This is a genomic window from Citrobacter sp. C6_1 (assembly GCF_014596835.2).
In the GTDB taxonomy this organism is placed as follows: domain Bacteria; phylum Pseudomonadota; class Gammaproteobacteria; order Enterobacterales; family Enterobacteriaceae; genus Citrobacter; species Citrobacter pasteurii.
In genome coordinates, this window is the sequence record NZ_CP115031.1 from 3,742,803 (window position 1) to 3,756,550 (window position 13,748).

Consider the following 13,748-nt stretch of genomic DNA (forward strand, 5'->3'; position numbering starts at 1 on the left):
CTGTATTAGTCAAACTCCAGTTCCACCTGCTCCGAACCAATAAGGCCACGGAGATCGTTTAACAAACGATCGCTCGGAGAGACACGCCACGTTGCGCCAAAACGCAATCGTGCTCGTGCATCCGCCCTCTGATAGTAGAGATGTACTGGAATTGTCCCCGAGCGGTGGGGTTCCAGAGACTGACGGAGTCGGTTTAAAAGCTGGTCATCAATTTGCCTGTCCGTCAGCGAGATAGCAAGCCCGCGAGCATATTTTTCCCGGGCTTCGTCAATATCCATGACTTCACGGGCCATCATTTTAAGCCCACCGCTGAAGTCATCAAAGCTGACCTGTCCGCTGACGATAAGTATGCGGTCTTTTTCCAGCAATTGCTGGTATTTATCCAGGGCATCGGTAAATAACATCACTTCCAGACGCCCGGAACGGTCATCCAGTGTACAGATGCCGATACGATTGCCGCGCTTGGTGACCATTACCCGCGCAGCAATGACGAGCCCCGCAGCCGTGGTAACTTTACCACGTTCTGTCGGATGCATGTCTTTCAGCCTGTAGCCTCCGACATAGCGCTCAATTTCTTTTAAATACTGGTTGATAGGGTGTCCCGTCAGGTAAAGCCCTAACGTTTCACGCTCGCCGTCCAGTACCACCTGCTCCGGCCACGGCTGGCAGCTGGCATAGGATTGCTCAATTTGTTCCGGCTCTTCCGCCAGTACGCCAAACATATCAGCCTGACCGATAGCTTCCGCTTTCGCATGTTGATCGGCGGCTTTAAGCGCATCGTTCAGTGAGTTCATCAGTGCTGCGCGATGCGGCCCCAGGCGGTCAAACGCCCCGGACATAATCAGCTTTTCCAGCACCCGGCGGTTGAGTTTTTTGATATCCGTGCGGGCACAGAGATCAAACAGTTCGCGGAAGTAACCGCCTTTATTACGCGCCTCAATGATAGCTTCAATTGGCCCCTCACCCACGCCTTTTATCGCGCCGATACCGTAGACAATCTCGCCATCATCATTAACGTGAAAATGGTACAATCCGGAGTTGATATCTGGCGGCAGGATTTTCAGCCCCATACGCCAGCATTCATCCACCAATCCCACCACTTTCTCGGTGTTATCCATATCGGCCGTCATCACCGCCGCCATAAACTCAGCAGGGTAATGCGCCTTCAGCCACAGCGTCTGGTAAGAGACCAACGCATAGGCGGCGGAGTGCGATTTGTTAAATCCATAACCGGCGAATTTTTCCACCAGGTCAAAGATTTTCATCGCCAGCTCGCCGTCTACACCACGCTTCTTCGCCCCTTCTTCAAAGGTGCCGCGCTGCTTGGCCATCTCTTCCGGTTTTTTCTTACCCATCGCACGACGCAGCATATCCGCGCCGCCAAGGGTATACCCAGACAGCTCCTGGGCAATCTGCATGACCTGTTCCTGATACAGGATAATGCCGTAGGTCGGCTCCAGTACCGGTTTCAGACACTCATGCTGCCATTGTACATCCGGATAGGAAATCTCTTCACGCCCGTGCTTACGGTCAATGAAGTTGTCTACCATCCCCGACTGTAGCGGACCGGGGCGGAACAGTGCCACCAGGGCTATCATATCTTCGAAGCAGTCGGGCTGCAGTCGCTTGATAAGATCTTTCATACCGCGGGATTCAAGCTGGAAGACGGCTGTTGTCTCCGAGCGTTGCAGCATGTCAAAACTTTTCTTATCGTCCAGCGGAATCGCGGCGATATCCAGCGGCGGTTCGCCGTTCTTCTCACGCCGCGCGTTGATCATCTCCAGCGCCCAGTTGATGATGGTGAGCGTGCGCAGACCGAGGAAGTCGAACTTCACCAGGCCGGCGTATTCCACGTCGTTCTTATCAAACTGGGTAACCGGGTGCAGTCCCTGCTCATCACAGTACAGCGGTGCAAAATCAGTAATTTTGGTCGGAGCGATAACCACACCACCGGCGTGTTTACCCGCGTTACGCGTGACGCCTTCCAGCTTGCGCGCCATATCAATAAGCGCTCTAACCTCTTCATCTGCCTCATAGATTTCCGGCAGTTGAGGTTCGGCTTCAAAGGCTTTGGCCAGCGTCATGCCCGGGTCGGGCGGCACCAGTTTCGAAATACGGTCAACGAAACCATACGGGTGACCCAGTACTCGACCCACATCGCGGATAACCGCTTTCGCCGCCATGGTACCGAAGGTAATAATCTGCGAAACCGCATCGCGCCCATACATTTCCGCGACGTGTTCAATGACCTGGTCGCGTTTCTCCATACAGAAGTCAACGTCGAAATCGGGCATTGAGACGCGTTCCGGGTTCAGGAAACGTTCGAACAGCAGGTCAAATTCCAGCGGGTCAAGGTCGGTAATTTTTAACGCGTAGGCCACCAGCGATCCCGCACCGGAGCCACGGCCTGGGCCTACCGGTACACCGTTATCTTTCGACCACTGGATAAATTCCATTACGATCAGGAAGTAGCCCGGGAAGCCCATCTGGTTGATAACTTTAAGTTCAACTTCCAGACGCTCATCATAAGGCGGGCGCTTCTGCGCACGGACTTCAGGATCGGGGAACAAAAATTCCAGGCGTTCTTCCAGGCCTTCACGCGATTTCGCGACGAGGAAATCCTCGGTGGTCATGTCGCCGGTCGGGAACTGCGGCAGGAAGTATTCGCCCAGGCGCACCGTCACGTTGCAACGTTTGGCAATCTCGACGGTGTTTTCCAGCGCCTCCGGGATATCGGAGAACAGCTCGCACATCTCCTCTTCGCTGCGCATATACTGCTGCGGCGAATAGTTACGCGGGCGTTTTGGATCATCAAGGGTGAATCCGTCGTGGATTGCTACGCGGATTTCATGCGCGTCAAAATCACCGGTTTCAAGGAAGCGAACATCGTTGGTCGCGACCACCGGCAGGCCGCGTGTTTCGGCCAGCGCTACTGCAGCATGCAGGTAATTTTCTTCATCCTGTCGACCGGTACGGATCAGCTCAAGGAAGTAGCAATCAGGGAAATGCTCTTCATAAAACGCCACGCACTCGTCGACCAGTGCGCTGTTCCCACGCAACAGACTGCGTCCGACGTCACCCATCCGGCCGCCGGAAAGCAAGATTAACCCTTCTTTTAGCTCAACCAGCCAGTCTCTGTCGATCACCGGCCCTTCTGCGCCATAGCCACGCTGATAGGCTTTCGATATCAACAACGTCAGATTCTGATAGCCGGTATTGTTTGCGGCCAGCACGGTGAGCTGCGTGAGTTCATCGCCCAACAGTTCGTTACGGACATGAAAATCTGCGCCAACAATCGGCTTAATACCTGCGCCATGACCCGCTCCGTAAAACTTCACCAGACCACACAGGTTGGTAAAATCGGTGATCGCCAGCGCAGGCATACCCAACGCGGCCGCCTTTTTCACCAGCGGCCCGGTTTTCGCCAGCCCATCGATCATGGAGTAGTCGCTGTGCACCCGCAGGTGGACGAAACGAGGTTCAGACATCTTCAGATTCCTTTAACACAAGAATCAGGACGTGAGTCCCAGTGCGCGTTTGACAGGAGCAAAACTGCGACGATGGTGCTCAATTGCACCATGCTCAGCGAGCGCAGCCAGATGAAAAGCGGTTGGATAACCTTTGTGCTGGGCAAACCCATACTGCGGAAAAACCTTATCCAGCTCGGCCATTTCAGCATCGCGCGTCACTTTCGCCAAGATGGACGCTGCGCTGATTTCCGCAACGCGGCTGTCACCTTTTACCACCGCCATCGACGGTACCGGCAATGTCGGGCAGCGGTTTCCATCGATCAGGACGTATTCCGGCGCAATATGCAAACCTGCAACCGCACGCTGCATTGCCAGCATCGTGGCGTGCAGAATGTTCAGTTCATCGATTTCATGCGGTTCCGCACGCCCCAGGCTCCAGCTTAACGCTTTATCTTTGATTTCATCAAAAAGCGCCAGTCGACGCTTTTCCGACAATTTTTTGGAGTCATTAAGACCCACTATCGGACGTGCCGGGTCAAGAATAACGGCGGCAGTCACTACCGCGCCAACCAATGGACCACGTCCTACTTCATCCACACCCGCCACCAAATGCGTATGTGGATAAACAAATTCAATCATTGTGCTAACTCCAGAACTGCATCTGCCGCCTGCTCATCCGCATTGCAACGGATCTGCTGGTGCAATTCCCGGAACGTGTCGTGCATCGCATGACTGGTTTTACCGTTCGCCAACAGAGGCAGCAACGCCTGCGCCAGCGCCTGCGGCTCACATTCATCCTGCAACAGCTCTTTGACGAGTTCTCTTCCTGCCAGCAGGTTAGGCAGCGATACGTAATCGGTCTTCACCAGACGTTTTGCCAACCAGAAAGTGAAAGGTTTCATACGATAGCCGACAACCATTGGGCATTTCGCCAGCATACATTCCAGCGCAGCCGTGCCAGAGGCCAACAGCGCAGCATCACTGGCGACCATTGCTTCACGTCCCATTCCGTTGAGCAGATGTACGGAAAGATCGGGTGCAACTTCAGCTTTGATACGCTCAAACTGCTCGCGACGTTTGGCATTGACCAACGGCACGACGACTTCAAGATCCGGATAATGCTGACGTAATAGCTGCGCCGTTTTCAGAAAATCGGCGCTGAGCATCTCCACTTCTGCACCACGACTCCCAGGCAAAAGCGCCAGACAGTGAGCATCATGAGGAATGCCTAACACATCACGCGCCGCGTTTTTATCCGGATCCAGCGGCATGGCGTCCGCCATGGTGTGACCGATAAAGCGACACGGGACGTTAAATTTGTCATAAAACGCTTTTTCGAAAGGCAGAAAGGCCAGCACCATATTGGTGGATCTGCCTATTTTGAAAACGCGTTTCTGTCGCCACGCCCATACAGAGGGGCTGACATAATGAATGGTTTTAATACCCTGCGATTTCAGGTTACCTTCCAGGGTAATATTGAAATCAGGTGCATCAATTCCGACGAAAACATCCGGCTTAAGGTCGGTGAATCGGCGAGTGAGATCGGCACGGATATGCAGTAAACGGCGCAGGCGCCCGAGCACTTCTACAATGCCCATTACTGCCAGTTCTTCCATTTCGTACCAGGCTTCACAGCCTTCCGCCTGCATCAATGGACCCGCAACGCCAACAAACCGCGCATTGGGAACACGAGCCTTGAGTGCACGAATTAAACCGGCACCAAGAATATCGCCGGAGGTTTCTCCGGCGACAAGGGCAATCGTTAAAGGACGCTGCTCAGTCATTAACGAATCAGACCACGCGTTGAGCGTTCAAAGAAGTCACTAAAAGCCTGAACATCGGGGTACTGCTTCGCCAGTTCGGCGATTTCCGGTTTCACTTCCTCAAGCGTTTTACCGCTGCGGTACAGCGCTTTATAGGCGTTGCGGATCGCAGTAATGGCTTCACGGGTGAATCCGCGGCGTTTCAGACCTTCGATGTTAACGCCAAATGGCGTCGCGTGGTTGCCCTGGGCGATAACGTATGGCGGGACGTCCTGGGCTACGCCAGAGCAGCCACCCACCATCACGTGTGCACCAATAATGCAGAACTGATGCACTGCGGTCATGCCGCCGATGATAACAAAATCATCAAGTGAAACATGTCCGGCAAGTGTCGCGTTATTCGCCAGAATGCAGCGGTTACCTACCGTACAATCATGCGCAACGTGTGCGTTAATCATCAGTAAGTTATCGCTGCCCACCTTCGTCAACCCACCGCCTTGCACTGTGCCACGATGAATGGTGACGCTTTCGCGAATGCGGTTGCGATCGCCAATTTCCACACGGGTCGGTTCACCAGCATACTTCAAATCCTGGTTTACTTCGCCAATGGAGGCAAACTGATAAATCTCGTTATCGCGACCAATTTTTGTATGGCCATTCACGACAACGTGAGACTTCAGTACGGTACCCTCACCAATTTCAACATGGGGTCCAACAATACAAAATGGGCCAATGTGAGCATTCGCGCCAATGCTGGCGCCGTCTTCGACAATGGCTGTTGGGTGAATAAAGGCGGATTTATCAATCACGTATCAGGCCTCCCGGCTACGGGCACACATCATCGTTGCTTCGCACACAACTTTACCGTCGACCAGCGCAACCCCTTTGAAACGGGTCAGGCCGCGGCGCGTTTTCTCGAAAGTCACTTCCATGATCATCTGATCGCCAGGCACGACGGGACGCTTAAAGCGTGCTTCATCAATACCGGCGAAATAATACAGTTCGCCCGGTTCCAGTTTTCCTACGCTTTTAAACGCCAGAATACCCGTGGCCTGCGCCATCGCTTCCAGAATCAACACGCCAGGAAAAATCGGTTTACCCGGGAAGTGGCCCTGAAAGAAAGGCTCGTTAACGGATACATTTTTCACTGCGCGCAGAAAACGACCTTCTTCAAAATCCAGCACGCGGTCTACCAGTAAAAACGGAAAACGGTGCGGCAGAAGTTCTAAAATCTCTTCAATATGCAGAGTATGAGTGTTAGTAGTCAAAATACTCTTCCTGTCTAAATATACTAAAAGGCAATAATAACACGGCCTGCCGCAATCCCAGGAATGTGACAGGCCGTAAAGTCAGACATGCGTAAAACGATGTTTTAGTCTTGTTGATTAACCTTGCGCTCAATCGCTTTGAGACGCTTGCTCATATCATCAATATTCATCACCAGTGCAGCTGTTTTACGCCATACCTTGTTGGGTTGTAGCGGAATGCCTGAGGAGTAGACGCCCGGTTCAGTGATAGGACGCATCACCATACCCATGCCAGTTACCGTGACTTTGTCGCATATTTCCATATGCCCATTAATCACGCTGGCGCCGCCAATCATGCAGTAACGGCCAATCTTCAGGCTACCCGCCATAATGACGCCACCGGCTACAGCCGTATTGTCGCCAATCACAACGTTATGCGCAATCTGGCACTGGTTATCAATGATAACACCATTACCGATCACCGTATCGTCCAGCGCACCACGGTCAATGGTGGTACATGCGCCAATCTCAACACGATCGCCAATAATCACGCGACCCAATTGAGGGATCTTCACCCAGTTCCCGCGATCGTTCGCGTAACCAAATCCATCGGATCCGACAACAGTGCTGGACTGGATCAGGCAATTTTCACCGATCTGAATGTCGTGGTAAATCGTCACATTCGCCCACAAGCGTGAACCTGCGCCGATTTTTGTGTTTTTTCCAACGAAGCAGCCTGCGCCGATAACCACGTTATCGCCCAGTTCTACGCCAGACTCAATGACCGCATTCGCGCCCACAGAAACATTGTTACCCAACTTCGCCGTCGCATCGATCACTGCACTGGGTGCAATGTTTTGCGCAGGCTGAGGCGTGGTATCTAAAATTTGCGCCATTCGTGCATAGGTCAGGTAGGGATTCTTCACTACCAGCACAGCACTCTTAGCAAACGGAAGGGAGTCCTGCGTCATCACAACGGCAGAAGCCTGGCATGCACTCAGATGCTCACGGTACTTTGGATTCACCATGAACGTGATATTGCCAGTTTGCGCAGATTGCATGGACGCTACGCCGGTGATGACGATATCGCCATCACCGTGTAATTCTGCATCCAACTGCTCTGCTAAATCAGCCAGTCGAATTGAAGGCATTACTTATTTAACCTGTTTCAGTACGTCAGCGGTGATGTCTTTTACATCGCTGCTGTTGTATGCAACGGTGTTCGCGTCAACAACCAGATCGATGCTCTGGCTGCTTGCAACAGATTTCACAGCTGTCTGGATACGATTAACCAGCTTGCCGCGTTCTTCGTTAGAACGACGTTGACGATCCTGCTCGAAAGCCTGCGCTTTCTGAGAGAAAGTCTGGCGCTGCGCCATTACGTCTTTTTCCAGCTTGGTACGGTCGCTGCCTGCTTTCATTGATTGCAGACGCTGCATTTTAGATTGCAGGTCGGATTCCATACGCTGCAGTTCGCTGGCGCGGCCTTTGAACTCATTTTCCAGCGTAGTAGAAACGCCCGTCTTCTGTGCAACCTGTTGGAACAGGCTACCCATGTTGACGATTGCAATTTTGTCAGCAGCCTGTGCGGACGTTGCCATCGCTAAACCGAGACCTGCAGCTAATAACCACTTTTTCACAATTAACTCCTTACCATCCCATTTGCACACGAAGGTGCAGTTCTTTGCGTGGCCAGGCGATCCCATGCAAGATCGCCTAAAGTCAGCGCTACACTACCACTACATTCCTTTGCGAAGAACAATTACCAGGTTTTACCAATGTTAAACTGGAACTGTTCCGCTTTGTCTCCATCGTACTTCTTGAACGGTTGGGCGTAGGAGAAAACCAACGGCCCCAATGGGGACATCCATTGTAACGCGATACCCGCAGACATACGGATATTATTCGGATCGCTGTAGTCTGGCACGCCAACTGCACGGGTGTCAGCGGTATTCTGCCAGTTCGTATCCCACACGGTACCCATATCCCAGAAGAAGGAAGTACGGACCGAGTTAGCATATTTATCGCTGATAAACGGCGTAGGTGTGATGAATTCCAGGCTCGCTACAGCCATGGCGTTACCGCCGACTGCATCGTCTGATTGACAAGGTTTATTGTCAGTTCTCGAGCACTCTTCATAGTTACTCGAATTGGAATCCGATTTAGCACCTGGCAAATAGACTGCTTTTGGACCAATGGTGTTTGACTGGAAGCCACGTACAGTGCTGGAACCACCCGCGTAGAAGTTCTCATAGAACGGCATCTCTTTGCTGCCAATGCCATCACCATAACCCAGCTTGGTGCGTCCCAGAACCACCCATTTGTGATCGTCATCGATCGGCACATAGGTCGCCGTATCCAACGTCGCTTTATAGTATTCGTTATCAGAACCCGGGATGGTCACTTTACCATTCAGGTTGACACGCGTACCTTCCGTAGGGAAATACCCACGGTCCAGCTTGTTGTAGGTCCAACCGTAGTTGAAGGTGAAATCATCCGCGGCAAAGCTGTTGGTATTGTCTTCACCCATGGATTCAAGATAACGATCCATCGCAATCTGCGGCTGCATGTTGGACAGTTTGTTATGTACATAACCCAGGCCTGCACGCAACGTGTTGTATTCGTTGACCGGGAAGCCCAGCGTTACGTCCGTACCATAGCTTTTGTTGGTATAGTCGGACAGATCTGCATCATCTGCCTGGAAGTCGTTATAGAAGACACGACCACCGAGACTCACACCATCGACGGTGAAGTACGGGTTGGTGACAGACAGCTCAGTATAGGTCTGATAGTCGTTTTTGGTGCCGCTAATCCCGACGGAATAACCGGTACCTAACCAGTTATCCTGCTGAACGCCCGCCTGGAAGCTCACGCCACTTTCAGTGCCGTAACCCACACCGAAGTTAAAGCTACCGGTGTTGCGCTCTTTCACCTTATAAACCACATCAACCTGATCAGGACTGCCCGGAACACGTTGAGTATCGGTATCGACAGTTTCAAAGTAACCCAGGCGGTTCAGACGCTCTTTACCCTGGTCAACCAGATCGCTGCCCAACCAGGCGCCTTCCATCTGACGCATTTCGCGACGCAGCACGGAATCTTTCGAGGTGTCGTTACCTTCAAAACGGATCTTACGCACATAGAAACGGTTACCCGCATCCACGTTTACACGCAATTTAACGGTTTTGTCAGCATCGTTGATTTCAGGCTGCGACTGTACACGCGGGTAGGCATAACCATAGCGTCCCAGTAGCTTCTTGATATCATCTTCCATTTTGGTCACTTTAGTGCCGTTATAGAGTTCACCCGGTTCGATTTTCGTCAGGGTCTCAATTTCGGCAGAGTGTCCAGCCAGGTTACCACTCACCTGAACCCCAGAAAGCTTGTACTGATCGCCTTCTGTGATGTTAACGGTGATGTAGATACCTTTTTTATCCGGCGTCAGGCTAACCTGCGTGGAATCGATATTGAAGCGAGCATAACCGCGATCCAGATAGTAACTGCGCAGGGTTTCAAGGTCGCCTGCCAGTTTCTGTTTCTGGTATTTACGATCGCCCACCACGTTCCACCACGGTACTTCATCGCGCAGTTGGAAGTGAGAGATAAGCTCGTCGGTTGTGAAGGCATGGTTGCCGACGATATTGATCTGTTGGATCTTCGCCGAAACGCCTTCCTGGAAGACCAGTTTGAGGTCAACGCGGTTACGCGGCAACGGCGTTACCACCGCTTTCACACTGGCGCTGTATTTACCGACGCTATAGTAGAAATCTTCCAGGCCTTTTTCGATATCGGCAAGCGTTGTGCGATCCAGAGACTCGCCAACACGTACGCCAGACGCCTCGAGGTTTTGCTTCAGCATGTCATCTTTCACCGATTTGTTACCGGAGAAAGTAATGCTGGCAATCGTCGGACGTTCTTTTACCTGAACCAGAAGGGTATCACCATCGCGCAGGACGCGGACATCCTCAAAGTTACCGGTGGCGAACAGAGCACGAATGGTATTACTGATATCTTCATCATTAACCGTGTCGCCTGTACGCACCGGCATACTGAGGAGAGCCGCACCAACGGCGACTCGCTGTAGGCCTTCGAAATGAATGTCCTTCACGACGAACCCTTCAGCACCGTATACGGTGGCGCTGCTAAACAGCAGCGACGCTATGAGCAACTTTTTCATCGCCATCGTTATTATGCGTTCTTCCTAACACTCTCTTACAACCGAGAGAAATCATTGAAAAGTGCAAGCCCCATTAACAACACCAGCAAGATAGAGCCAATGCGATAACTAAAGTCTTGAACCCGCTCGGATACCGGACCGCCCTTCAGCTTTTCAATCGCCAGGAACAGCAGATGCCCCCCGTCAAGAACGGGCAACGGAAACAGGTTGATTATCCCTAAGTTCACGCTGATAAGCGCAAGGAACATCAGGTAATAAATCACCCCGAACTCCGCTGACATCCCAGCCCCCTGGGCAATAGAAATCGGCCCACTGAGGTTGTTCAGTTTTACATCACCGGTAATCAATTTTCCCAGCATACTGACCGTTAGCTTCATCAACTGCCACGTTTTATCCGAGGCTTCGAGGATGGCGCTGAATGGCCCATACTGGCGTACAGTCTTATACTCATCAGGCAGAGGAATAACTTTAGGCACCACGCCCGCAAAACCTTCTGCCTTCCCGTTAACCTCTTTTGAATCTGGGGTTAACGTTAAAGACAAGGAACTTCCTTGTCTTTCAATATCTAGTGCTAACGGCTTATCCGGATTATCGCGCACCAACGTCACAAACGTCATCCATTGCGTTAACGGCTGACCATTGACTTTAACGATCCTGTCGCCAGCTTGCAAACCCGCCTTACTTGCCGCGGAGTTAACCTGCACTTCTGACAGCACAGGTTCAATCTGCGGGCCACGTGGACGAATTCCCAAACTCGTAACGGGATCCTCTTTATCTGGCTCAAATGCCCATTGGCGCAAATCCAGCGTTTTATCTTGTCGCTGGTTACTACCAAACGGCGCCACGCTGAGGATAGTCTGCTCATCACCAATTTTGGCTACCAACTGCAATCGAACGGTATCCCAATCAGGGGTTTCGATACCATCAACCGCTTTTAGTTCCGTGCCTGGCTGAATTTGCGCTTGGGCAGCAATCGAGTTGGGTGTTATTTCACCAACAACCGGACGAACGCCAGGGACACCGATGATAAAGACCAACCAGTAGGCAAAAATAGCGAAGAGGAAATTTGCAATCGGGCCTGCAGCGATAATGGCCGCGCGCTGCCCAACTGTTTTATTGTTGAAAGCGTAATGGCGCAGCTCTGGTACAACGGGTTCAGCGCGCTCATCCAGCATTTTGACATAACCGCCGAGGGGAATTAAGGCGATAACGTATTCCGTACCCTGTTTATCGGTACGGCGCCAAAGCGCTTTTCCAAAGCCAATGGAAAAGCGCTCGACGCGGACTCCGCAGCGCCGTGCAACCCAGAAATGACCAAATTCATGCACGGTGATAAGTACACCAAGTGCAACGATGAATGCAGCCAGATTCCAGAGAATACTCAGCATAAGACCATCCGTTAGAGCGTCCTGAATACCAGTAACAACAGGCAAGCAAAGACCGGCACCGCAGCCGTCAGGCTGTCAATACGATCCAGAATGCCACCGTGTCCTGGGATTAAGTGACCACTGTCCTTAATACCTGCTTCACGCTTAAACATACTCTCGGTCAGGTCACCCAGCACGGAGGCCAGGGCTGCAACGATGGAGCAAATGAGCAAGGTGACAGGCGCAACTTCAAGATTCGCCCACATGCCGTAACCCCATGAGATCACAGCCGCAGTGGCGAGTCCGCCAATAAAACCCTGCCAGGTTTTACCCGGAGAAACCTTCGGCGCCAGCTTATGTTTGCCAAACAACTTACCAAACATATATGCACCGGAATCCGCTCCCCAGACGAGGATCATGACATACAGCAGCCATAGCGCGCCACTATAATGATTCTCATCATAGTGCCAGGCACGCAGCGCCAGCATTCCCCAAAAGAAAGGAACAATGGTTAACACGCCGAAAATTATGCGTAATGTTTTGGAATTACGCCAGACCGAGGCTGAACCGGGGTAAAACAGCACCAGTAATAGCGCCACGGCCCACCAGCCCAGCGACGCCCAAAGCGACACTTCAACCAGCGGTTGGTGAATATTATGATGATACTCAGGCAGCAAAAATAGCATCAGTGCCAGCAATAGCCCGCACAAAACCGCCAACCAAACTCGCTGTGTACGAGTGGCAAAACCACTTAACTGTCCCCATTCCCAGGCGGCCAGCATACAAACGACCAGCGTAACAATGGCGAACCCCACCGGCGGCAACAAAAACAACGCCGCGATGACAACGGGTATTAAAACAAAAGCAGAAATCAGGCGATACTTCAGCAAAAGCGACCCCCATCAGGCTTTTTCATCACCGGGCTCGGTGCCGCCGAAACGACGCTCACGATTAGCAAAGGCATGTAGCGCACCTTCAAAGTCTTGTTCATCGAAATCGGGCCAGAGAACATCCGTAAAGTAAAGTTCGGCATAGGCAATTTGCCACAACAAAAAATTACTAATTCGATGCTCTCCCCCAGTCCTTATCACTAAATCCACAGGAGCCAGCTCATGCATACACACTTGCTGACCAAGCATCTCTTCATCAATTTGCTCTGGACGCAACAGACCTTCCTGCACCTGTTGTGCCAGTTGCCTGACGCCCTGGACAATATCCCACCGTCCACCGTAATTCGCGGCAATATTCAGCGTTAACCCAGTATTCTGGGCGGTAAGCGCTTCCGACTTGCGAATCCGTTCTTGCAAACGTGTGTTAAATCGACTGATATCCCCAATAATACGCAGGCGCACGTTATGGCGGTGCAGGTTTTTCACTTCGCTATCAAGTGCCCACACAAACAACTCCATTAACGCACTGACTTCCTGCGCTGGTCGGTTCCAGTTCTCACTGCTAAAGGCATACAGCGTTAACGCATCAATACCGTTATTGGCAGCAAAAGAGACAGCCCGGCGGACGGATTTTGCTCCGGCCTTATGCCCGAAGGCGCGGATCTTCCCTTGCTTTTTCGCCCAGCGGCCATTGCCATCCATAATAATTGCGACATGGCGACAACCATGTGCTGGCAAGTTCTCGCTTAATGGTTTAGTTGCAGACAACATAACGCGTTTTTAGTCCCTGAAAGGATTATACGGTACTCAGGAATACTGAAGCCTATCCACAAA

11 protein-coding genes are annotated in these 13,748 nt (G+C 51.9%); all 11 read right to left on the minus strand.

Annotated elements, in window-relative coordinates:
* Positions 1-5: 5 nt before the first annotated feature.
* On the minus strand, positions 6-3,488 hold the full coding sequence (gene dnaE / locus IB196_RS18070) for a DNA polymerase III subunit alpha (protein ID WP_005132092.1): 3,483 nt from the start codon (positions 3,486-3,488) through the stop codon (positions 6-8).
* Between the two features lie 24 nt (positions 3,489-3,512).
* Positions 3,513-4,109, minus strand: a complete 597-nt coding sequence (rnhB, locus tag IB196_RS18075) for a ribonuclease HII (RefSeq protein ID WP_005132093.1) — start codon at positions 4,107-4,109, stop codon at positions 3,513-3,515.
* Positions 4,106-5,254, minus strand: coding sequence for a lipid-A-disaccharide synthase (gene lpxB / locus IB196_RS18080; protein ID WP_005132094.1), 1,149 nt, complete (start codon positions 5,252-5,254; stop codon positions 4,106-4,108). The genes rnhB and lpxB overlap by 4 nt, the downstream gene beginning before the upstream one ends.
* Positions 5,254-6,042 (minus strand): acyl-ACP--UDP-N-acetylglucosamine O-acyltransferase, encoded by a 789-nt coding sequence (lpxA, locus tag IB196_RS18085; RefSeq protein ID WP_005132096.1) that lies wholly within the window; start codon positions 6,040-6,042, stop codon positions 5,254-5,256. The genes lpxB and lpxA overlap by 1 nt, the downstream gene beginning before the upstream one ends.
* Before the next feature lie 3 nt (positions 6,043-6,045).
* Complete coding sequence (gene fabZ, locus IB196_RS18090) at positions 6,046-6,501, minus strand: 3-hydroxyacyl-ACP dehydratase FabZ (protein ID WP_003018528.1); 456 nt, start codon at positions 6,499-6,501, stop codon at positions 6,046-6,048.
* Positions 6,502-6,605: 104 nt separating this feature from the next.
* Entirely contained in the window at positions 6,606-7,631 is a 1,026-nt protein-coding gene (gene lpxD, locus IB196_RS18095) for a UDP-3-O-(3-hydroxymyristoyl)glucosamine N-acyltransferase (RefSeq protein ID WP_040230032.1), read from the minus strand.
* Positions 7,632-7,634: 3 nt separating this feature from the next.
* On the minus strand, positions 7,635-8,120 hold the full coding sequence (gene skp, locus IB196_RS18100; protein ID WP_005132103.1) for a molecular chaperone Skp: 486 nt from the start codon (positions 8,118-8,120) through the stop codon (positions 7,635-7,637).
* A 122-nt stretch (positions 8,121-8,242) separates the two neighbouring features.
* Positions 8,243-10,663, minus strand: a complete 2,421-nt coding sequence (gene bamA, locus IB196_RS18105) for an outer membrane protein assembly factor BamA (protein ID WP_005132105.1) — start codon at positions 10,661-10,663, stop codon at positions 8,243-8,245.
* A 29-nt stretch (positions 10,664-10,692) separates the two neighbouring features.
* Positions 10,693-12,045 carry a sigma E protease regulator RseP gene (gene rseP, locus IB196_RS18110; RefSeq protein WP_005132106.1) on the minus strand — a complete coding sequence of 451 codons (1,353 nt, stop codon included), beginning with the start codon at positions 12,043-12,045 and terminating at the stop codon, positions 10,693-10,695.
* A gap of 11 nt (positions 12,046-12,056) precedes the next feature.
* Positions 12,057-12,914, minus strand: a complete 858-nt coding sequence (gene cdsA / locus IB196_RS18115; protein ID WP_040230031.1) for a phosphatidate cytidylyltransferase — start codon at positions 12,912-12,914, stop codon at positions 12,057-12,059.
* A 12-nt stretch (positions 12,915-12,926) separates the two neighbouring features.
* A complete protein-coding gene (gene ispU, locus IB196_RS18120; RefSeq protein WP_040230029.1) occupies positions 12,927-13,685 on the minus strand; it encodes a (2E,6E)-farnesyl-diphosphate-specific ditrans,polycis-undecaprenyl-diphosphate synthase in 759 nt (252 codons plus the stop codon).
* Positions 13,686-13,748 lie beyond the last annotated feature (63 nt).

Bases quoted from the DNA above. Each gene is read 5' to 3' on its own strand.
- dnaE (WP_005132092.1), bottom strand. From the start codon at position 3,488: ATGTCTGAACCTCGTTTCGTCCACCTGCGGGTGCACAGCGACTACTCC.
- rnhB (WP_005132093.1), bottom strand. From the start codon at position 4,109: ATGATTGAATTTGTTTATCCACATACGCATTTGGTGGCGGGTGTGGAT.
- lpxB (WP_005132094.1), bottom strand. From the start codon at position 5,254: ATGACTGAGCAGCGTCCTTTAACGATTGCCCTTGTCGCCGGAGAAACC.
- lpxD (WP_040230032.1), bottom strand. From the start codon at position 7,631: ATGCCTTCAATTCGACTGGCTGATTTAGCAGAGCAGTTGGATGCAGAA.
- bamA (WP_005132105.1), bottom strand. From the start codon at position 10,663: ATGGCGATGAAAAAGTTGCTCATAGCGTCGCTGCTGTTTAGCAGCGCC.
- rseP (WP_005132106.1), bottom strand. From the start codon at position 12,045: ATGCTGAGTATTCTCTGGAATCTGGCTGCATTCATCGTTGCACTTGGT.
- ispU (WP_040230029.1), bottom strand. From the start codon at position 13,685: ATGTTGTCTGCAACTAAACCATTAAGCGAGAACTTGCCAGCACATGGT.